Raw genomic sequence first — 21947 nt, 5'->3', positions numbered from 1 at the left:
CATAAAAATCCTAAAATCGCTACTTTTCCCGGAATTGATATATATCAAAATCCGGGAGCTCTGTTCTGTGATTAAGATTACAAATAGAAAAGCTATATTATGGTTTATTTATATACGGCATTTATTGATATGAGTGAACTATGATAGTAAATTTCTATAGGAATTAAGTCAACTTTTCACGATATTTATTGTTAGTAAAAGCGACAAATAATACGCCGACAATATTCAAAAAAACTAAATTTCTTATGTTTGATTTAGACCTAGTAAAAAAAGTGTATTCAGAACTTCCCGAGAAGGTGAAGCAAGCCAAAGGCATTCTGAATAAGCCGATGACGTACGCAGAAAAAATTCTTTATTCTCACCTGTTTGCAGCGCAGGAATTAGCTGCCTTTAAACGTGGAGCAGATTATGTTGATTTTGCTCCCGACCGGGTAGCCATGCAGGACGCCACTGCGCAGATGGCATTACTTCAATTTATTAACTCAGGAAAAAAGCGGACAGCAGTTCCGTCAACCGTGCATTGCGATCACTTGATTCAGGCGCAGGTGGAAGGGAAAACCGACCTTACCGTTTCAAAAACTGCCAATAAAGAAGTTTTTGATTTCCTGGAATCCGTTTCGAATAAATACGGAATAGGTTTCTGGAAACCGGGAGCCGGTATTATTCACCAGGTGGTTTTGGAAAATTATGCATTCCCCGGTGGAATGATGATCGGAACCGACTCGCACACCGTTAACGCGGGTGGACTGGGAATGGTTGCTATTGGAGTTGGTGGTGCCGACGCTGTTGATGTAATGGCAGGAATGGCCTGGGAGTTGAAAATGCCAAAAATGATCGGTGTAAAACTTACCGGTAAATTAAGTGGCTGGGCGGCTCCAAAAGATGTTATTCTTAAAGTGGCCGGAATTCTTACCGTAAAAGGTGGAACCGGAGCTATTATCGAATATTTTGGTGAAGGTGCAAAATCGCTTTCAGCAACTGGTAAAGGAACCATTTGTAACATGGGTGCCGAAGTTGGTGCTACAACCAGTATTTTTGCTTACGACGAAAGCATGGAGCGTTATTTACGCGCTACGGGTCGTGCAGAAGTGGCAGAACTTGCCAACGGTGTAAAAGAACACCTCGATGCCGATGCTGAAGTTTATGCAAATCCTGAACAATATTACGACGAGCTGATCGAGATCAATCTTTCGGAACTGGAGCCACACGTAAACGGGCCATTTACTCCCGACCGTGCCACTCCAATCTCGAAAATGAAAGCTGAAGCCGAAGCCAACGGATGGCCAATGGATATTTCGGTAGGATTGATCGGTAGTTGTACCAACTCATCGTACGAAGATATTTCGCGTGCTGCATCGATTGCCAAACAAGCCGAAGAAAAAGGCTTGATCGCAAAATCGGAATTTACCATTACACCGGGATCGGAGCAAGTGCGTTTCACCATCGAACGCGATGGATTTATCGATACCTTCGAGAAAATTGGCGGAAAAGTATTTGCCAATGCCTGTGGACCATGTATCGGACAGTGGGCGCGCCCCGGAGCAGAAAAGGGCGAGAAAAACACGATTGTACACTCGTTCAACCGTAACTTCTCGAAACGTGCCGACGGCAACCCGAATACCCACGCTTTTGTAACATCGCCCGAGCTGGTAACAGCGCTGGCCATTGCCGGTCGTTTGGATTTTAATCCGGCTACCGACACCCTGACCAACAAAAACGGCGAAGAGGTAAAACTCGACCTGCCAACAGGCGAGGAATTGCCAAGCAAAGGTTTTGATGTGAAAGATCCGGGATTCCAGGCACCAGCCAAAGACGGATCGAATGTAGAAGTAAATGTGGCAGATGACTCAAAACGTCTGCAACTGCTCTACCCGTTTGAAGCCTGGGACGGCAAAAATATTTCAGGCGCAAAACTATTGATAAAAGCACAGGGAAAATGTACTACCGACCACATCTCGATGGCCGGACCGTGGTTACGTTTCCGTGGACACCTTGATAATATTTCGAATAACATGCTGATTGGTGCCATTAACGCGTTTAACGACGATACCAACAAAGTGAAAAACCAGCTTACCGGCGAATACGATGCAGTTCCTGCCGTACAGCGCCAGTACAAAGCCGAAGGAATTCCAACGGTTGTGGTTGGCGATCATAACTACGGTGAAGGTTCGTCGCGCGAGCATGCTGCCATGGAGCCTCGTCATTTGGGTGTAAAAGCCGTTATCGTTAAATCGTTTGCACGTATCCACGAAACCAACCTGAAAAAACAGGGAATGTTGGGATTGACTTTCGATAACGAAAACGACTACGACCTGATTCAGGAAGACGATGTATTCAACTTTGTTGATCTGGTAGATTTTGCACCGGATAAACCATTGACTATTGAAGTCGTTCATGCCGATGGTTCAAAAGACACCATTAAAGTGAACCACACTTACAATGAGCAACAGATTGAATGGTTCAAAGCAGGATCAGCATTGAATCTTATCAAACAACAAAATGCGTGATAAGCATTGAAATGAAAACTTCGGCGTTATTTCAACTAAATTTTTGATAACGTTGAATTTCCCTATTTCAATGATCATCCAGGAAAGATAACTAACCCCGGGCTTCAGCCCGGGGCTGATTACAAAACATAAAAAGGCGAATCCGGTGCAGTGCAACAAAAAGCCAGGCCAACTATTCGCCACACGATCAGAACATAACATAAAATAATTATAACCAGTAAATTAATTAATTAGGACCATGCAAAAGATCAAAGTACAAAATCCGGTTGTCGAGCTCGACGGTGATGAAATGACCCGGGTAATTTGGGATTTCATCAAACAAAAATTAATTCTCCCTTATCTTGATATCGAATTGAAATATTACGATTTGGGAATGGAAAGCCGCGATGCCACCGACGACCAAATTACAATAGACGCAGCCCACGCTATACAAAAATATGGTGTTGGGGTAAAATGTGCCACAATCACTCCCGACGAAGCCCGCGTGGAAGAGTTTGACCTGAAAAAGATGTGGAAGTCGCCAAACGGCACTATCCGTAATATTTTAGGAGGAACCGTTTTCCGCGAGCCGATCATGATTTCGAACATTCCGCGTTTGGTACCGGGTTGGAAACAGCCAATTTGCATCGGTCGTCACGCTTTTGGCGATCAGTATCGTGCTACCGATTTCCTTACCAAAGGAAAAGGGAAATTGACCATAACATTTACACCTGAAGACGGTAGCGAACCGGTTTCGCACGAAGTTTTCGATTTCGAAGGAAACGGACTGGCAATGGCAATGTACAACACCGACGAATCAATTATCGGGTTTGCCCACTCATGTATGAATCAGGCGCTTGACAAAGGATGGCCGTTGTACATGTCGACTAAAAATACTATCTTAAAAGCCTACGACGGTCGCTTTAAAGACCTTTTCCAGATGGTTTACGAAAACGAATATCGTGAGAAATTCGAAGCCAAAGGAATTTGGTACGAACACCGTTTAATTGACGATATGGTAGCCGCAGCCCTGAAGTGGGAAGGCGGATTTGTTTGGGCTTGTAAAAACTACGATGGCGACGTACAGAGCGACACCGTAGCACAAGGTTTCGGATCGCTGGGATTAATGACATCAACATTGGTTACTCCCGACGGGAAAACCATGGAAGCCGAAGCAGCTCACGGAACGGTAACACGCCACTTCCGTCAGCACCAGCAGGGAAAACCAACATCAACGAATCCGATTGCATCGATTTTTGCATGGACACGAGGTTTGGCTTTCCGCGGTAAACTGGACGAAAACCAGGAATTGATTGATTTTGCACATGCGCTGGAACAAGTTTGTATTGAAACCGTAGAATCGGGCAAGATGACCAAAGACCTGGCCTTGATCATTCACGGTAAAGAACTACAGGAAGTGCACTATTTAACAACTGAGCAGTTTTTGGAAGCGTTGGACGAAAATTTACAGGCAAAACTGAATTAAGAAGATAGTTCACGCAGATTGCGCAGATTTACGCAGATAAAAACCGAAAATATTTCGGAATCTGGAAAATATAAGAATGGAGGTTAGTGAAAATCAAATATCTTATGACATCAGAGGTGCAATATTTGAGGTTTATAATGCGCTTGGACCGGGGCTTTTGGAATCGGTTTATGAGTCTGCATTAGTTTACGAACTGCGTGAAATGGGTTACGATGTAAATACGCAGGTTGATCTCCCGATAAACTATAAAGGGAACAAACTTGAAAAAGGATATCGCATTGATATATTAGTTGAAAACAAAGTAATTATTGAAGTTAAATCGGTTGAAACCATGAAGAAACTGTATTTTAAACAGACAAATTCTTATCTCAAATTGGCTAACAAAAGATTAGGCATATTAGTGAATTTCAACACCGAGAACATTTCAAACTCAATACAACGAGTTGCTAACAACTTATAAATCTGCGAAAATCCGCGGAATCTGCGTGAAACAAAAAAAATTACTCTGTGAGAAATAAATAAAATATGACAGAAAAAACCAAAATAGTTAACGGGAAGTTGGTAGTGCCAAATTATCCGGTCATTCCTTTTATCGAGGGCGATGGAATCGGAAAGGATATCAGCCTGCCTTCGCAACGTGTAATCGACGCTGCTGTGGCTAAAGCCTACGGCGAGAGCAAAAAGATTACATGGAAAGAAGTGCTGGCCGGCGAAAAAGCCTACCACGAAACCGGAAGTTACCTGCCCGACGAAACCATTGAAGCTTTTAAAGAATACCTCATCGGTATAAAAGGCCCGCTGCAAACACCTGTTGGTGGCGGAATACGTTCGTTGAACGTGGCCTTGCGGCAAACACTCGATTTGTACGTTTGTGTGCGCCCGGTGCGATGGTTTAAAGGGGTACCCTCGCCTATTCGTTACCCGTCGATGGTGGACATGCACATTTTCCGCGAAAACACCGAAGACATTTACGCCGGTATCGAATACATGATGGGCGAAAAAGAAACGGAAAAATTCCGCGATTTTCTGATCAACGAAATGGGTGTCGACCAGGTTCGTTTTCCCGAGTCGTCGTCGTTTGGCGTAAAACCCATCTCGAAAGACGGATCGGAGCGCTTAACACGTGCCGCCATTGAATATGCCATCGACAGGAAGTTGCAATCGGTTACCATCGTTCATAAAGGAAACATTATGAAGTTTACCGAGGGGGCCTTTAAAAACTGGAGTTACGATTTGGCAGAAAATGAATTTGGCGAACAGACGTTTACCTGGCGACAGTACGAAGCCCTGAAAAAGGAAAAAGGCGAACTGGATGCTAAGAAAGCACTCGACGAAGCCCGGAAAGCCGGAAAAGTGATCGTGAAAGATTGTATCACCGATGCCTTTTTACAGGAATCGTTGTTGCACCCCTGGGATCACTCGGTAATTGCTACTATGAACCTGAACGGCGATTACGTGTCGGATCAGCTGGCAGCAATGGTGGGTGGAATTGGAATTTCGCCGGGAGCGAATATTAACTATCAAAGTGGTTACGCCATTTTTGAGGCTACACACGGAACGGCGCCAAATATTGCCGGAACCGGAAAAGCCAATCCGGGATCGTTGATCCTGTCGGCGGTTATGATGTTGGAATATATGGGATGGAACGATGCAGCTGAGCACGTTTACGATGCAATGGAACACGTATTTGCAAAACGTAAAGTAACCAGCGATCTGCACGCGCAAATGGAAGGAGCTACATTGCTTACCACTTCTGAATTTGCCGATGCCATAATTCGAAATATGCATTAATTAAATAAATCAATAACAATAACAGATGGAATACATTAAGTACAGATTTTACCAGAAAGCGAATAAATGCGCTAAGGAGTTCCAGAGACTCAAAAAAGATCATGCCGATGTGGTACTGGGTGAAGTAAAACTCGGGCAAGTATTAACAGGGATGAAAGGTATACCGCTTTTGGTTACCGACACTTCAAAACTCGACCCGGAAGAGGGAATCCGTTTTAAAGGATATACCATTCCTGAATTGCAGGAAAAACTTCCAAAAATAAATCCTGATGGCGAACCAATTCCTGAAGGACTGCTTTACCTGATGTTGATCGGTGAGATCCCATCGCAGGAAGATGCTATGAACCTGTCGAGAGACCTGGCAACACGTGCACACGTACCACAACATACTTTCGACGTAATTGATGCGATGCCAAAAACATCGAAGCCGATGACACAGTTCAGCGCTGCAATCCTTTCAATGGCTACTGAATCGACTTTCCAGAAAGCATACCGCGCCGGTGTAAATAAAAAATATTTCTGGGATGCTACATACGAAGACGTAATGAACCTGATTGCACGTTTACCGCGTATTGCAGCTTACATTTACCGTCGTCAGTTCTTTAACGGCGACCACATTGAGCCAAACCCGCGTTTAGACTGGGCCGGTAACCTGGCGCACATGATGGGGCACGACTCGGAAGAAATTAAACGTTTGTTCCGCCTGTACATGATCATCCACGCCGACCACGAGGGTGGAAACGTATCGGCACACACTGCGCACCTGGTAGGATCGGCACTGAGTAATCCATATTACTGTTACGCTGCAGCAATGACCGGTTTGGCCGGACCATTGCACGGACTGGCGAACCAGGATGTTATTTTCTGGATTTTCGAAATGATCGAGGAACTGGATACCGACACTCCTACCGACGAGCAGGTGGCCGAGTATTGTAAACATACATTGGAGAGCGGCCGTGTAATTCCGGGTTACGGACACGCTGTATTGCGTAAAACCGATCCACGTTTTACCGCACAACAGGAATTTGCCAACAAGTATATCAAAGACGACAAAATGATTAACCTGGCTAACCAGTTGTACCGCGTAGTTCCTCCAATTCTGGGTTCTGTTGGAAAGATCAAAAATCCATGGCCAAACGTTGATGCTTACAGCGGATCGTTGCTGTACCACTACGGAATTAAGGAATACACTTTCTACACCGTAATGTTTGGTGTATCGCGTGCGCTGGGAGTACTGGCATCGTTGGTTAACGACCGTATTTACGGAATGCCTATCGAGCGCCCAACTTCGCACCCATTAAGCTGGTTTAAAGAACAAGCTGAAGGAAAAGGAACAGAAAATTGCTAATACGTTGCAATGATATAATTGAAAAAGCCGGTTTTGCCGGCTTTTTTTGTTTTTATGAAGTGTTGTTTGCTGCTTTCGAGTTGCACACTGATTGCAAATCAGCGGGAACGGGGGCGCACTACTAACCTAAAACTTAGCATTTCCTACAACTGTCTAAAAAATCAGACATAATTAGCGATACTTTTTAGGCACTTGTGTCTTTCAAACCTATTTGTTTTTTGTCTTGTCCCTTCTTTAGACAACGATTTATACTTATTAATCGCTTCCATCGCATTAGGAAAGTATTTCATTAATACATCATCGTTATCAAAATTGTCTATAAACTTCTGATAATTGTCTATTTGTTTATTCGTCAGTTTTTTTCCACCTATGGTAAACTCGTAAGTTATTGTAAATAATGAATAAAAATGAACCTGTCTTCTGAGAATTTTAATTCTCTCGCTGTTATGTGCGATTATTTTATCAATTTCACCAATAACTTCTTTAAATCGTTTTTCGTCTTCATCTTTATCTGGATACTCATCATTATAAAGATCATATATGAGATTCAGGTTAGTATTACTAATTTCTTCTTCAATTCCTTTTTTCATGAAAACCAATAAAGTGCTAATAAAAGATATATCTCTCATCCGCCTTCTATCTGAAATACTAAAAATATCTGTCCAAAACTCAAGTTCAGATAAAGTAGAAGAAAGAGTCATAAATTCTCCTTCAAATTCCGCATTTCTTAATTCTTGAGGATTTAAGGTCATATTATTGCTATTTAATCTCAAAAACATATCTACTATATCAGACCGGTGAACTAGATTTCGAACTAATCTAATTGAAAACAAATATGACCAAATAGACTTCTTGTCATCTGGCTCCAGATCTCGAAAAAAGCGATTCTTTATTCTTGTACAAACTGCACCATTACTACCAAGATAGCCTTCTCTTAGTTTATATGTATTAGCAATAAATTGAAAAATTGCACCACATCTTTGTTGACCATCTATAATCGAATATTTTGTATCACCAGTATCTTCATCTGTCCCAATATTCCATAAATAAATCTCAGGAATTGGATAACCCAATAAAATTGACTCTATTAATTTAACTTGATGCCTACTGGTCCATACATAGTTACGTTGAAATGAATTATCAACCTCTAATAATCCTTTTTTATTTAGGTCGTATAACCATTTCGTGCTTTGTGGCTGTATATCTATCTGTTCAATAAGTTTCATATATCAAGGATTTAAGTTTTCTAAGACCTCTTAAATGGTAATCCTCTACAGATTCCCAGTCAGAATATATTCTATAATTAATTTCGTGTGTAATTTCAAATGTTAGTTGAAGTTCTGTTTTAAATTCTAATAATGTTTTTTGCCAATCCTCAATTATTTTATTTCCATAATTCGGGTCGTCTTCTTTTACACTGATAAAATTGTTAAAAATATTCGAAGTTATATGAACATAGCCATTTAAATGAGATGAAGAAGCTATAATTCGATATGCTTGCCAAAGAGAATGAAAGATTTTACTGGAAACAATAATTAAATCAAAGTCTGAGCTTTCATGAAATTCAGAAAAATCTTTGTTAGGTGAAAAACTATATTTTGTTTTTGCACTACCAACAATAGATATATTATTAAACGGAACATTTAATTTTCTTGAAATGAAACGTTTAAAATCATCATAGACGTTACTTGAATCTTGACTGTTTTTTTCAAAATACCAAACACTTTGTCCTAACAGATATTCATAATAAATATCGATCTCATCATTTACTTTAAAATATTCTATCAGTTCTTCTCTATTCATTGATAACATTAATGGGAGTATGAAGAGTTAATTCTATTTGTCAAAAACATATGTATAAATACGTTACTACATCTAAAACTATTAGCACCTTGCATTTCACCAGTGATTTGAGCGCTTAAACCAACTTCCCGTTAAATTCTTTATCTGCATGCATATTCAACGGTTTAACTATTTGGTGGCTTAAATGTAAACATCTTATGTTTAAAAAGCAAAACCAAACAAAATCCGGCGGATTAGGTGGCTTGCTCGTCCTCCTTTTTTAAAAGCCCGTCCCGATTTCTCGAGCGCAGCAGCAACACCACCTCCCACCCCGACTCGTCGGGGCGTACTCCTCCTCGGAGGAGGAGAAATGTTCGTGCAAAAAATATAATCTCATGTACAAAACCAATCGACCGGAGACCCAATTTCCCCTCCTGTCAGGAGGGGGGTACCGCGTTTACAGCGGTGGGGTGGTATAAATTGCAACTGCGAACGAGCAACGAGAGAAGCAATCTCGCAATCCCCATCAACAAAGGAATTCAGCCCTTGTCGGTGCAATAATCCCCTTGGGTAGAACAATTATTACCGAGGTAATAAGGATAATTCCCTTGGGGATAATAGATATTCCCTAAGTAATCAGAGCAATCCTTTAGGAAATCTCTATGATTCCCTTGGGTAGAAGAGCAATTACCAAGGGGAAAACGATGATCCCCTTGGGCATGATAGATATTCCCTAAGTAATCAAGGTAATCCCTTAGGAAATATCTATGGTCCCCTTGGGGAGAACGTCTATTTCCAGCTATTCCAGAACATAAACTGCAGATTGCGGTGCAAACCACCAACAAGCCCGAACAACTTCCCGGTTGCACCGCTTTATTCGCTGCGCTCATTACCCGCCTTAAAAGGCGGGGCTACAGATATTCCACCCCTCCGGGGTTGAATGAACCAGTCCCGTAGGGACGTTATCCCGGTAAAACATTAACTATACGCTTAATAATCGGATGAAAGAAAGAAGAAGGGGAAAGCAATATGGACGCTTTTTGAAGATGATTGATAATTTACAAACCCCTAAACACAAAACCAATCATAAATACAGAAGTCGCTTTCCCCTAACCATCTTCTTTCAAATCACGGGCCATTCTGGAATATGTACTGACCTTTAACAACTTAACAAAATATTCAAAATTGGCAGCGTTCTCTATTTGGGAAACATTTCTTTTTTTGAATTCAATTTTGAGCCATTCCAGATAATGCCCCTGCTTCCGGACCCCGAAGTTTCGGTAGTTCGTCCTACTTTTTGAAAAGAGATTGCTTCTCCCGATTCGTTTCACTCATCGGTATCGCAATGACCTATTTATTATTGCTACAAGGCAGCGGACAGTAGTGAATCGTGCCGAAATGAATTAGTTCATTGTCCGCTGCCCGACACCACCTCCCACCCCGACTCGTCGGGGCGTACTCCTCCTCCGAGGAGGAGAAATGTTCGTGCTCTCATTCATATCTCAATGACAAAACCAATCAACCAGAGACCCTGTTTCCCCTCCTGCCAGGAGGGGGGGACCGCGTTTACAGCGGTGGGGTGGTAAATATTTGCCATCTCAGCGAGGAACGAGAGAAGCAATCTCTGTCGCTGCCGCAATACACAAAATAACTATACGCTTAATAATCGGATGAAAGAAAAAAAGAAGGGGAAAGCAATATGGACGCTTTTTGAAGATGATTGATAATTTACAAACCCCTAAACACAAAACCAATCATAAATACAGAAGTCGCTTTCCCCTAACCATCTTCTTTCAAATCACGGGCCATTCTGGAATATGTACTGACCTTTAACAACTTAACAAAATATTCAAAATTGGCAGCGTTCTCTATTTGGGAAACATTTCTTTTTTTGAATTCAATTTTGAGCCATTCCAGATAATGCCCCTGCTTCCGGACCCCGATGTTTCAGGGGCGCGGCAGCTTGTCCTACTTTTTGAAAAGAGATTGCTTCTCCCGATTCGGTACGCGCAGCAACACCACCTCCCACCCCGACTCGTCGGGGCGTACTCCTCCTCGGAGGAGGAGAAATGTTCGTGCTCACCTTCATATCTCAATTACAAAACTAATTGACCACAAGCCCAATTTCCCCTCCTCCCAGGAGGGGGGCACCGCGTTTACAGCGGTGGGGTGGTAAATATTTGCCATCTCAGCGAGGAACGACCGAAGCAAGCTCACCAAAATTGCGGTGCAAACCACCAACAAACCCGAACAACTTCCCAGTTGCACCGATTTATTCGCTGCGCTCATTACCCCGCCTTAAAAGACGGGGCTACAGATATTCCACCCCTCTGGGGTTAAATGAACCACAGAAAAAAGTCCCGTTAGGGACGATAAACCGGTAAAAAACCGTCCACATAAAAACAAGGAGGCTACAGATATTTCACCCCTCCGGGGTTTACTAACCCCTGGCTTTAGCCTGGGGGCAAACAATACCATCATGAACGGGCTTTAGCCCTCAACCTCAACTCCTTGAATTAATCACAAGCAAACCACCCATCACAACTCATTCACCGATAAATCTCCCCCGTTCAACCAAAAAATAATTCATGGCCGGGCCGACTTTCCTACCTTTGATTCAGCCAAAAACAAAAAACAATAGAAATAATGGAAACTACACACACAACACACCTTAACAGAATTACCGGCTACGGCCGCGAGAACATTCCCAACCTGTTTTTTAAAATGATGAGTTTTGCTATGAAACTCAGCGATGTATTTGCCGGGCAATCGGAGCGAAACTTTAGCCGCCTCCCCATAAAAGAGAGGCAAATTGTGGTTGACTACGGCTGCGGGCCGGCACGCTACATACAAAATGCCTCCGAAACGGTTGGTCCCAAGGGAAAGGTTTTTGCCGTTGACATTCATCCCATGGCCATCGATAACGTAAACCGCAAAATCGAGAAACACGAACTCACAAACGTGGAAGCGATTCAGGCCGATGGTTATTCGTGCGCTCTGCCCAACCGTATTGCCGATGTGGTTTATGCCCTCGATATGTTTCATATGATCGAGCAACCTACGGAACTGATCCGCGAACTGGCTCGCATCGTCATGTTTCACGGAATAATCGTTATTGAAGACGGTCATCAGCCACGCGAACTTACCATTGAAAAAATTAAAGAGTCGGGGCTGCTGTGCATTTGCAGCGAAAACAAATACCACGTGGTTTGCAAGCTAAAAGAGACCAAATGTTTACCGCCGGCGTAAGCGAGATCATGATAATAGTACAAAAAAGACAACAGTAATTTCAGGATTCGCTAACTTTCGATAACTCCTGAAATTACTCGTGATCAAAATATTTATCGACAGAAAGGCCATTTCTTCTTCGCAGGCAGCAATTGTTTTTCCTATCTTTAGGGCAATCAATTAAACCGTAATTTCAATAATTTATCATGAGAAAAAGTATTTTTTACAGTTTCGCAGTGATGGCAGCATTGTTGATTGCTAATCCTGCGTTTTCGAAAAAAGTAAACAAACTGTCGTCGCAAGAGAAAAAAGACGGCTGGGTTTTGCTGTTTAATGGCAAAAATTTCGACGGCTGGCGTCAATACAGCGGAACGGCCATGCCTGCCAACTGGGAGATAGAAGACGGAGCCATGAAAGTTTTTACCGGAGAAGGTAAAGAGCCCGGACAAGGAGCCAATGGCGATATTATTTTCCAGGACGAGAAATACAAGGATTTTGAATTCTCGATTGACTGGAAAGCAGGTAAAATGGCTAACTCCGGAATTTTCTATTATGTACGAGAATTACCAGGGAAACCAATTTATTATGCGGCGCCCGAGATTCAGGTGCTCGACAATAAAGATGCTACCGACAATAAAATCGACAGCCACCTGGCCGGTTCGTTGTACGACATGATTGCCGCCGATCCTGAAACAGTTAATCCGGCAGGCGAATGGAATACCTGCGTAATAAAAGTTAAAGACGGGCAAGTTACCGTATCGATGAACGGAACTAAAGTAGTTTCGTACAGCCATTGGAGCGATGAGTGGGACCAATTGGTGGAAAACAGCAAATTCAAAGACTTTGAAGGTTTCCAGGAAGGAATTTCAAAAGAAGGTTTTATCGGTTTGCAGGATCATGGTTATACTGTTTGGTTCCGCAACGTTAAAATCCGGAAATTATAAAAAAGACACACTTTATTTAGACCAAAATAAATCCCGGCTTGAAAACAAGCCGGGATTTTTCGTAAAGAACTACCTTCTCCCTTTTTAGAACCTCCTCACGAATTCCTCTAAATCTTTTCTTTTCCGTGGTGCTTTTTCTCGCGAACGATAAGGTTCATCCAGCGAATCGGCATCGCCTAAATAACCCAGCGCTCCCATACAAACCGGAGTAAGATTCTCATCCAACTGTAACACCTCTTTCACCATTTCGGCACCAAAACCGGCCATCAGATGACCGTAAATATCTTTGCTGGCTGCCTGAAGTAATAACTGCGCATTGGCCATCCCCACATCGTGCATTGCCCATTTATTGGGTTTGCCGTTGTCAGAAAACGTATCAACTTTTATGGCCACAAACAGCACGGCCGCATGTTGTGTCCAGGGTTTGTTTCCTGTTGCCAGGCAATCCCAAAGCGCATCGAAACCCGGCGTGCCGCGCATGGCATAAACATACTGCCACGGCTGCTCATTCATAGCACTTGGCGCCCACGAGGCAGCGGTAAAAATTTCATTTACATCGTCCTCGGCAATGGGCTCGGGCGAAAAAGCCCGCGGACTCCATCGTTTCTCCAATAAAGGATGGATCTCATACTTCGTCATAACTTCCATATTACTATATCTCTGGTTTTATCTCTAGTTCAACTGCATGGGCAGATCCATCAGCAGGATCCGGGCGTCTGATGTGGCGGTAATCTCTACCGAATCAACATCCCAGATTCCAATGGCATCACGTTTCGACAAATCATTTCCCGAAATGCTTACCTCCCCTTCTATCACCATCACATAAACACCGTTTCCCGGTCTCTTTATGGTGTACGAATCGGTTTTTCCTGCATCGTATTTACCCAGCATAAACCAGGCATCCTGGTGGATCCACACGCCCTGATCGTCAGGGTTGGGCGAAAGCACCTGGTACAGTTTGTTCTTTTCTTCTACATCACGAATTGAAATTTGGTCGTAACGCGGTTGTACATTCTGCTTGTTGGGAAACAACCAAATCTGGAAAAGTCGTAAGGTTTTATCCGGATGGTGGTTAAACTCGCTGTGGTAAACACCTGTTCCGGCACTCATCACCTGCACATCGCCCGAGTGAATTACAGCCTGATTGCCCATATTATCTTTGTGTTCCAAATCGCCTTCCAGCGGAATGGTAATAATTTCCATGTTATCGTGCGGATGCGTTCCAAAACCCTGTCCGCCTGCAATCGCATCATCGTTCAGCACCCTAAGCACACCAAAATTCATTCGCTCGCGATCGAAATAATTTGCGAAACTAAAACTGTGCCTTGCCTCTAACCAACCGTGGTTGGCATATCCTCTTGAATCTGCTTTGTATATAATTGTTTTCATTGCTTTGTTGTTTTTCTAAAATACTGCTGTACCCTCTCTCCTGTCTCTCCCTTAAAAATGGAGAGACGATCAACCGCCAAGTACATCTACGTATAGCTCAGTAAATGATCGGACTGGCAAAAATAATCTGGCCAATCGTCCTTCCTTGCTGGCAGGGAAGGATAAGTGGATGGGTATAATATTGAAGTTTCTTTTGAGTTTCTTTAAAAAGAAAGCCGGTGCCCGGTTATGCTTTTCAGCAAATACAGACACCGGCCAAGGTTCTCTCCATCACAAAATCCTCACTAACTCCCTTCTTCCGAACCTTATTGTTTTTTTGTTTTCGTATGGCGTATTATTCTTACTTGCTCGAAGTTGCACCTTCAGAAGCAGTAGCTTTCAATTCAAATTTAATTTCGAATTCATCGTGGATCATGTTATCTCCAAGATCGCTGAAGAATTTTCCTGAACGGTATTTAATGTCCCATTTTGTACGGTCGATAGAAGCTGTACCCGATGCGGTTAAAGCATCTCCGTCAACTTTCACCTCTGCAGGAAACGATACTTCGTTTGTAATTCCTTTAATGGTAAGGTCTCCGGTAACTTTATCGTTTTTGTACGAAGTAATTTTAAAGTTGGCAACCGGGTGCTTTTCTGCTGAAAAGAAATCGTCTGATTTCAAGTGGCCTACCAATTTGTCTTTCCACTCGCCCTGAAGGTCGGTTACTTCAATCGAAGTTACATCTAAATTCAGGTTAGCGCCTGTTACGGCTGTACCATCTACAAAAACTTCTCCGCCGGCCAAATTAATGTAACCGGTATGTTCACCTGTAACTTTTTTACCTGTCCAATATACTTTGCTGGCTTTTGTGTCAACGCTGTAAGTCGTCTTATCGCCATTTCCGTTCGATGCAAAACTTGCTGTTGTGATTGCGATTGCAAATACTAATAAAGTAGCTAATTTTTTCATTTTCATTTTTGTTTAATGTTTACTAATAATTTCTGATGCAAACATACAGGGGATTTGAAACGAAAAAAATAAACTAGTTTAAGAAAAACACCTTTTAATCTCTTTTTCTTGCTTTTTTGGCAATAATCTTGCTTAAAAACACGGGAGTTACTCCCAGATAAGATGAAATGTGGTATTGCGGAAGACGCTGAACAAGGTCGGGATCGTTCTGTAATAGCTCCTCGTAATTCTCTTCGGCGGTTTTCGAGAGGATAGCCACAAAACGTTTTTGCAGAAAAATATACGAGCGCCTGATATTGGAACTCAGTTCGGTGTACTTACTCATTATCGCAGAAAAAGACTCCTCCGATATGGAAAACGCAGTGGTTTTCTCCACCGTCTCTAAATAATATGCTGTAGTTGCCGGGGTTCCCAAATCGCCAAGCCATTGCCGCTCTTTGCCAAAAAGCAGGTTAAACTCTTTGCCGCTCTGGTCGATAATGTACATGCGAAGCAATCCTTCTTCGATATAATAATGACGCGTATTTTCCTCGCCGGCATTAAATATCCGCTGTTTCTTTTTAAACGTTTCTTTTCTGAATACCGACGATATCTCCTCTTTTTCGGCATCAGTCAGCTCGCGTTTACCAATTTTTTCGAAATAAGAATATAGTACAAAAAAGTCCTCCATGTGGCTATCGCTTCTGCCACAAATTTAACAATCAAAACCGATGTGCCATGCCTGAACTTACTTTTTTGATGCCTCGGCAAAGATGGCTTTCAACAAACTTGCATCGTCTTTGCTGTCGCTGCTGAGTTGCCAAAACATAATTCCACCCAGATCATTCTCCTTGGCGTATTGTGTTTTTAGTTTTACCGAAACGGTATCGTCGTAAGTAACAAATATGCTGTCGTTAGGATTATACAAAAACGGAGCTTTGGCTACCGGATCCCAGTGTTTTTCGTAGCCATCATTCTCAGTAAAATCAGTTAACAGAACGGAATACGAAGTACCTCCGCTGATGGGGCCGGTATTAGGTTGGTACAAACCATCGTTTTCGGGCGGAACACCTTTCCAGCCGCGGCCGTAAAATGCTGCACCGATTACGATTTGTTTCGGGTCGACACCTTTATCCACACAAAAGCGAATAATCTCTTCAGCCGACTGCGGTTCCCACAAATCTTCACCTTCGGGTAATTCGGCATTTTGTTGTGTCATAGCCACGCCAAGTGGAGTTTCTGAAATATCATCCAGCGAACGGTGCCCCAATGCGGTGTGATGTGTAGCAAATGTTGTTGCTCCACCCGCCTGATCGTAAGTCATTACGTTCATATAATCAACGTATTTCATTACCTCCAGCAATTCCACATTTTTATAGTAACGTTTCCATCCTGCAGATGCAAAAGTTAGTGTTTGCGGGCGATCGAGTTGATCCAGGGCCTCACGCAAACCTTTCATCAAAAGAGTAAAATTTTCCTTATCCTCAGGGCGCGCTTTTGTTCCGCCTGCAGGAATGGCCGGGTATTCCCAGTCAATATCAACGCCATCCAACTGGTAATTCTCAACAAAATCGATGGTGCTGGCAATAAATTTTGTCCGGCTTTCTTCAGTGAAAACTGCATCTGAAAAACCATCGGCCGTCCAGCCGCCACAAGCGATCATTACTTTTAACTGCGGGTATTTTTCCTTTTGCGCCACCAGCTGTTTCATAATTGCATCGGCGTTCTCATTCCTGAATTGCATCTTCCCATCAATAACTTTGCTAAAGCTAAAAATGATATGTGTTAACTGATCCAGCGGCAACTCATCGGGCATGTATCCCTCGCGCGGAACATAGTACGCCATAACGTTTACTGCTGTTGCGGACTCGTCTTTCGCCCCATTTTGCACACCACAGGAAACAAAAATTATACAGGCAATTAAAAATGTAATTAACTTATTCATGATAATTTACGCTTTCGATATATTGGGATAAAGATATGTTTATATTTGCACTTTGTAAAATATTTAAAAACTACGACACCAAAATGAATAATCTAAAAAAGATAGCCCTCCAATTGTTCGCATTTTTGTTTTGCGCTTACACCATTTCGGCTCAAACTCCGGCCGATTGGGTAAATCCGTTTATCGGGACAACCAACTATGGAACAACCAATCCGGGAGCTGTAGTTCCGCGTGGAATGGTTTCAGTGGTGCCTTTTAATGTTAGCGGGAACTCGCCATTAAACGCTCGCGACAAAGACGATGGCTGGTGGTCGACGCCCTATTCGTGGGACAACAAATATTTTACAGGCTACTCACACGTGAACCTCAGTGGTGTTGGCTGCCCCGAGTTGTGTGTAATTCTTTTGATGCCAACAACAGGCGACGTTAATGGTGATCACCGCGAATACGGCTCAGAAATGAGTGAACAAGTGGCTCACCCGGGGTATTATTCTACCTTCCTGAATAAATACGACATTAATACTGAAGTTTCGGCGACGGAACGTACAGGAATCAGCCGCTTTACTTTTCCGGCCGGACAATCGAATATCCTGATCGACCTTGGTAACGGATTGACTAATGAAAGTGGCGCATCAATAAAAATTGTGAATAACCAGGAAATAGAAGGCTGGCGAATGACCGGTACTTTCTGTTACAACGACGGCACCGAACGCCCCGTATATTTTGTGGCGCGTTTTAGTAAACCGGCTGAAGAGTTTGGCGTATGGAAAAAGATGCCAAAAATGGGGCCGGAAGCAGCATGGTCGGCTACCAGCGACAAAATAAAATACTACAAAAACTTCCAGGCAGAAATGGCCGGCGACAGCATTGGCAGCTGGTTTACTTTTAATACCCAAGCGAACGAAGAAATTCTGGTTGAAGTAGGAATTTCTTACGTAAGTATCGATAATGCACGACTGAATTTGAACTTTGAATCGAAAAAATTTGACTTTGAAGCTACCCGCAAACAAGCGGTGGAAAAGTGGAATGAAGCACTCTCAACTATTACGGTAAAAGGTGGAACCGATGATCAGAAAACAGTTTTCTATACCGGTTTGTATCATATTCAAATCCACCCAAATATTTTGAGCGATGTAAACGGACAGTATCCGGCAATGGAATCGTTTGAGATAAAAACTCATCCGAACGGCGAGCGCTACACCACTTTTTCGCTGTGGGATACTTACCGAAATCTGCACCCTTTTATGAGTTTAGCATTCCCGCAACAGCAGTTAAATGTTGTACAATCGATGATTGAAATGTACGACGAAAGTGGCTGGCTGCCACGTTGGGAATTAAACAGCACAGAAACACATGTTATGGAAGGCGACCCGGCTTTACCGGTAATTGTTGACACCTGGTTTCGTGGCATCCGCGATTTTGATATTGAAAAAGCTTACGAGGCCATGTATAAATCGGCAACAACTCCCGGCGCTGAAAACAAAATCCGCCCGGATATCGACCATTATATTTCGCACGGTTATGTGCCCTTAAAGGAGCAATATGATAATTCGGTGTCGCATGCACTGGAATATTACATTGCCGACTGGAACCTGGCACAAATGGCTAAAGAACTGGGGAAAGATGACGATTACGAACGTTTTCTGAGACAATCGAGAGGCTACAAAAACTATTACGATAAGGAGTTTGGAATCATTCGTCCGAAGTTGGAGAATGGGGAATTTATGCCTGATTTTAACCCACGTCAGGGAGAGAATTTTGAGCCAAGTCCGGGTTTCCACGAAGGAAATGCTTACCAATATACATTCTGTGCACATCACGACATGGATGGGATGATAGCGTTGAATGGTGGCAAAAAGGAATTGGTAAAAAAACTGCAGGCCATTTTCGATGATGGTCATTTTGATATGGCCAATGAGCCGGATATTCATTACCCTTGGCTTTTTAACTATATACGAGGCGAAGAGTGGCGCACGCAAAAAGAACTGAATCGTTTAATGGGCACCTACTTTAAAAATGCGCCTGACGGTTTGCCGGGTAACGACGATACCGGAACCATGTCGACCTGGATCGTTTATTCCATGATGGGAATTTACCCTGTTTTACCGGGCGATATGAATTATGCCATCGCCACGCCTGTTTTTGATGAAGTAACAATTCAGCTGGATCAAAACTTTTATCCCGGAGAATCACTTGTGATCAAAAAATCCGGCTCAGGCGATAAAATAAGCAGTATTTCACTAAACGGTAAAAAGCAAAAATCGTTCTTCATCAATCATGCAGATTTGGTAAAAGGTGGAGTTTTGGAGATTAAGCAGTAACAAACACCTGTCATTTCGACGACGCAGGAGGAGAAATCTCTAACATCAAGGAACAGATTTCTCTCCGTCAGCTGACGGCTCGAAATGACAGAAAAACAGGAACAATGAAACAACTATCGATACTATTTCTGGCAATCGCTTTGTTTGCCTGCACAAAAAAGGAAACACCAAAAACTGAAAAACTTACACAATACGTATACACTTTTGTGGGCACCGACGGACCGGGAAATACTTACCCCGGAGCTGTTGTTCCGTTCGGGATGGTTCAACTTAGTCCGGACAACGGTATTGGCGGCTGGGATCGCATAGCAGGTTATTTTTGGCCCGACTCCACCATTGCAGGCTTTAGCCACACACATTTAAGCGGCACCGGCGCCGGAGATATGTACGATCTGTTGTTGTTCCCCACCAACTCGCGATTTACCGACGATCTGTGGCCCGATCAAAAAGCCTATCGCCCCTACTCCAAATTCAGTCACAAGAACGAAGAAGCCTCGCCCGGTTATTATAAAGTACTGTTGGAAAGTTCAGGTATTGAAGCCGAACTGACCACTACCGAGCGTGTTGGAATGCACCGCTACACTTTCCCTGAAGATGCCAAAAGCAAAATCATCCTTGATTTGGGTTACGCACTAAACTGGGATGCACCAACCGAAACCACAATAAAAATTGAAAACGACCACACAATTTCAGGAGTGCGAAAATCAACCGGCTGGGCCAATGTTCAGCATGTATTTTTTGTTGCCGAATTCTCAAAACCATTTGAAGATGTTGCGCTAACTCCTGAAAACGATTTGCAAAACGAGTCGGAAGTGAACGGAAAAAATGCACGTTTCGAAACGACTTTCAGTACAAGCGAAAGCGAACAGATTTTGGTTAAAGTTGCACTTTCATCCTCATCGGTTGAGGGAGCACGCAAAAATATGCAGGCCGAACTCAATCATTGGGATTTTGATGCGGTGCGCGCCGAAGCCAATAAAAAATGGGAAGAGCAGCTTTCAATAATAAAAGTTGCCGGAAGCGAATACCAGAAAGAAGTCTTTTATACGAATTTCTATCACCTGTTTTTAACACCAAGTCTGTTGAGCGATGTTGACGGAGCCTATAAAGGAGCCGATCAAAAGCCACAAGTTGCCAACGGCTTTAAACGCTACGACACTTTTTCGTTGTGGGATACTTACCGCGCAGCGCATCCGCTGTATACCATTGTTTGCCCCGATGAAGTGCAGAATATGATCCAATCGATGCTGGCGCATTACGACGAAACCGGTTTGCTACCTGTTTGGTCGATGGCCGGAAACGAAACCAATATGATGATCGGTTACCACGCCGTTCCGGTGATTGTTGATGCGTATTTTAAAGGCCTGCCAATGGACGCAGAAAAAGCTTATGAAGCTTGCCTCGCCTCGGGGATGAACGATTCGGAAGAAATGAAATTGTACCGAAAATACGGCTACGTTCCGTTTAACGAAGAAGGCGAAAACTGGTCGGTATCGAAAACACTGGAATATGCTTACGACGACTGGTGCATTGCACAATTTGCAAAAGCTTTGGGAAAAGATCAGGATTACAAACTGTTCTCGCAACGAGCCAACAATTGGAAAAACCTGTACGACGAAAAAACCAATTTCTTCCGAGCGAAAGATACGCAGGGGAACTTTATTGAGCCTTTTGTTTCAAAAGAATATACAAACGTATACTGCGAAAGTAATGCATGGCATTACCTGTTTGCGGCTCAGCACGATATTGCAGGATTCCGCGATTTGATGGGTAAAGAACGTTTCACCGAATTACTCGACAGTATGTTTACCTACTACCCAACCGCTGATGATCAATTGCCAATTTTCAGTACCGGAATGATCGGGCAATACGCACACGGAAACGAACCCAGTCATCATGTTCCGTTCCTGTACAACTTTACCGACCAACCGGAAAAAGGGCAAAAATATGTACGCGAAATTATCGACACACAATATTCTAACAAACCCGATGGATATTGCGGTAACGAAGACTGCGGACAAATGTCGGCATGGTATGTTTTTGCCACAATGGGATTTTACCCGGTAAACCCGGCAAACGGTATTTACTACTTGGGCAGTCCGTCGCTCGATGAAGCTGTAATTAATCTGCCAAACGGAAAAACATTTACTGTAATAGCCGAAAACAACAGCAAGGAAAATGTGTATGTACAATCGGTTTCGTTAAACGGGAAAACACTCTCGGAAAACTATATTACGCATCAACAAATTCTGGATGGTGGCGAGCTGGTTTTCACGATGAGTGGTTCTTCAAAATAACC

The 21947-nt window shown here is 43.0% G+C and carries 17 protein-coding genes; 9 read left to right on the top strand and 8 right to left on the bottom strand.

Features of this window, described 5'->3' with window-relative positions:
- The first annotated feature begins 245 nt into the window (after positions 1 to 245).
- From QZ576_RS11530 to QZ576_RS11510, 5 genes are all read left to right on the top strand, one after another.
- Positions 246 to 2507, top strand: a complete 2262-nt coding sequence (locus QZ576_RS11530; protein ID WP_297097267.1) for an aconitate hydratase — start codon at positions 246 to 248, stop codon at positions 2505 to 2507.
- A gap of 238 nt (positions 2508 to 2745) precedes the next feature.
- Positions 2746 to 3972, top strand: a complete 1227-nt coding sequence (locus tag QZ576_RS11525; RefSeq protein WP_297097265.1) for an isocitrate dehydrogenase (NADP(+)) — start codon at positions 2746 to 2748, stop codon at positions 3970 to 3972.
- Positions 3973 to 4048: 76 nt separating this feature from the next.
- On the top strand, positions 4049 to 4432 hold the full coding sequence (locus QZ576_RS11520; protein WP_297097263.1) for a GxxExxY protein: 384 nt from the start codon (positions 4049 to 4051) through the stop codon (positions 4430 to 4432).
- 65 nt (positions 4433 to 4497) lie between these two features.
- Positions 4498 to 5763, top strand: coding sequence for an NADP-dependent isocitrate dehydrogenase (gene icd, locus QZ576_RS11515; RefSeq protein ID WP_297097261.1), 1266 nt, complete (start codon positions 4498 to 4500; stop codon positions 5761 to 5763).
- Between the two features lie 25 nt (positions 5764 to 5788).
- Positions 5789 to 7111 (top strand): citrate (Si)-synthase, encoded by a 1323-nt coding sequence (locus QZ576_RS11510; protein WP_297097259.1) that lies wholly within the window; start codon positions 5789 to 5791, stop codon positions 7109 to 7111.
- Between the two features lie 161 nt (positions 7112 to 7272).
- Here the strand turns inward: QZ576_RS11510 and QZ576_RS11505 are convergent, their stop codons facing one another.
- From QZ576_RS11505 to QZ576_RS11495, 3 genes are all read right to left on the bottom strand, one after another.
- On the bottom strand, positions 7273 to 8337 hold the full coding sequence (locus QZ576_RS11505; RefSeq protein ID WP_297097257.1) for a DUF262 domain-containing protein: 1065 nt from the start codon (positions 8335 to 8337) through the stop codon (positions 7273 to 7275).
- Positions 8324 to 8914: a hypothetical protein gene (locus tag QZ576_RS11500; RefSeq protein WP_297097255.1), complete on the bottom strand. Its 591-nt coding sequence runs from the start codon at positions 8912 to 8914 to the stop codon at positions 8324 to 8326. Before QZ576_RS11500 ends, QZ576_RS11505 begins: the two co-directional genes overlap by 14 nt.
- A 2064-nt stretch (positions 8915 to 10978) precedes the next feature.
- Positions 10979 to 11182, bottom strand: coding sequence for a hypothetical protein (locus QZ576_RS11495; RefSeq protein ID WP_297097253.1), 204 nt, complete (start codon positions 11180 to 11182; stop codon positions 10979 to 10981).
- A 357-nt stretch (positions 11183 to 11539) separates the two neighbouring features.
- Here QZ576_RS11495 and QZ576_RS11490 point away from each other — a divergent pair, with 357 nt between their 5' ends.
- Positions 11540 to 12142 carry a class I SAM-dependent methyltransferase gene (locus tag QZ576_RS11490; protein ID WP_297097250.1) on the top strand — a complete coding sequence of 201 codons (603 nt, stop codon included), beginning with the start codon at positions 11540 to 11542 and terminating at the stop codon, positions 12140 to 12142.
- Between the two features lie 185 nt (positions 12143 to 12327).
- Positions 12328 to 13065 carry a DUF1080 domain-containing protein gene (locus tag QZ576_RS11485; RefSeq protein WP_297097248.1) on the top strand — a complete coding sequence of 246 codons (738 nt, stop codon included), beginning with the start codon at positions 12328 to 12330 and terminating at the stop codon, positions 13063 to 13065.
- Between the two features lie 84 nt (positions 13066 to 13149).
- Here the strand turns inward: QZ576_RS11485 and QZ576_RS11480 are convergent, their stop codons facing one another.
- The 5 genes from QZ576_RS11480 to QZ576_RS11460 form a co-directional block, all read right to left on the bottom strand.
- Positions 13150 to 13704: a nitroreductase family protein gene (locus tag QZ576_RS11480; RefSeq protein ID WP_297097246.1), complete on the bottom strand. Its 555-nt coding sequence runs from the start codon at positions 13702 to 13704 to the stop codon at positions 13150 to 13152.
- 33 nt (positions 13705 to 13737) lie between these two features.
- Positions 13738 to 14454 (bottom strand): pirin family protein, encoded by a 717-nt coding sequence (locus QZ576_RS11475; RefSeq protein WP_297097244.1) that lies wholly within the window; start codon positions 14452 to 14454, stop codon positions 13738 to 13740.
- Between the two features lie 340 nt (positions 14455 to 14794).
- Positions 14795 to 15403, bottom strand: coding sequence for a YceI family protein (locus QZ576_RS11470; protein WP_297097242.1), 609 nt, complete (start codon positions 15401 to 15403; stop codon positions 14795 to 14797).
- Between the two features lie 94 nt (positions 15404 to 15497).
- A complete protein-coding gene (locus QZ576_RS11465; protein ID WP_297097240.1) occupies positions 15498 to 16073 on the bottom strand; it encodes a Crp/Fnr family transcriptional regulator in 576 nt (191 codons plus the stop codon).
- Positions 16074 to 16130: 57 nt separating this feature from the next.
- The gene (locus QZ576_RS11460; protein WP_297097239.1) at positions 16131 to 17327 is read right to left on the bottom strand and encodes a glycoside hydrolase family 18 protein; all 1197 of its coding nucleotides are present in this window, start codon (positions 17325 to 17327) and stop codon (positions 16131 to 16133) included.
- Between the two features lie 83 nt (positions 17328 to 17410).
- On the opposite strand from QZ576_RS11460, the gene QZ576_RS11455 reads away from it, so the two are divergent.
- Together QZ576_RS11455 and QZ576_RS11450 are read left to right on the top strand one after the other, a co-directional pair.
- Positions 17411 to 19648 carry a GH92 family glycosyl hydrolase gene (locus QZ576_RS11455; protein ID WP_297097236.1) on the top strand — a complete coding sequence of 746 codons (2238 nt, stop codon included), beginning with the start codon at positions 17411 to 17413 and terminating at the stop codon, positions 19646 to 19648.
- A 104-nt stretch (positions 19649 to 19752) separates the two neighbouring features.
- A complete protein-coding gene (locus QZ576_RS11450) occupies positions 19753 to 21945 on the top strand; it encodes a GH92 family glycosyl hydrolase (protein WP_297097234.1) in 2193 nt (730 codons plus the stop codon).
- Positions 21946 to 21947: the final 2 nt, after the last annotated feature.

It is taken from the genome of uncultured Draconibacterium sp. (assembly GCF_913060805.1).
Lineage (GTDB): Bacteria > Bacteroidota > Bacteroidia > Bacteroidales > Prolixibacteraceae > Draconibacterium.
This window is presented reverse-complemented; position numbering and strand designations above follow the sequence as displayed.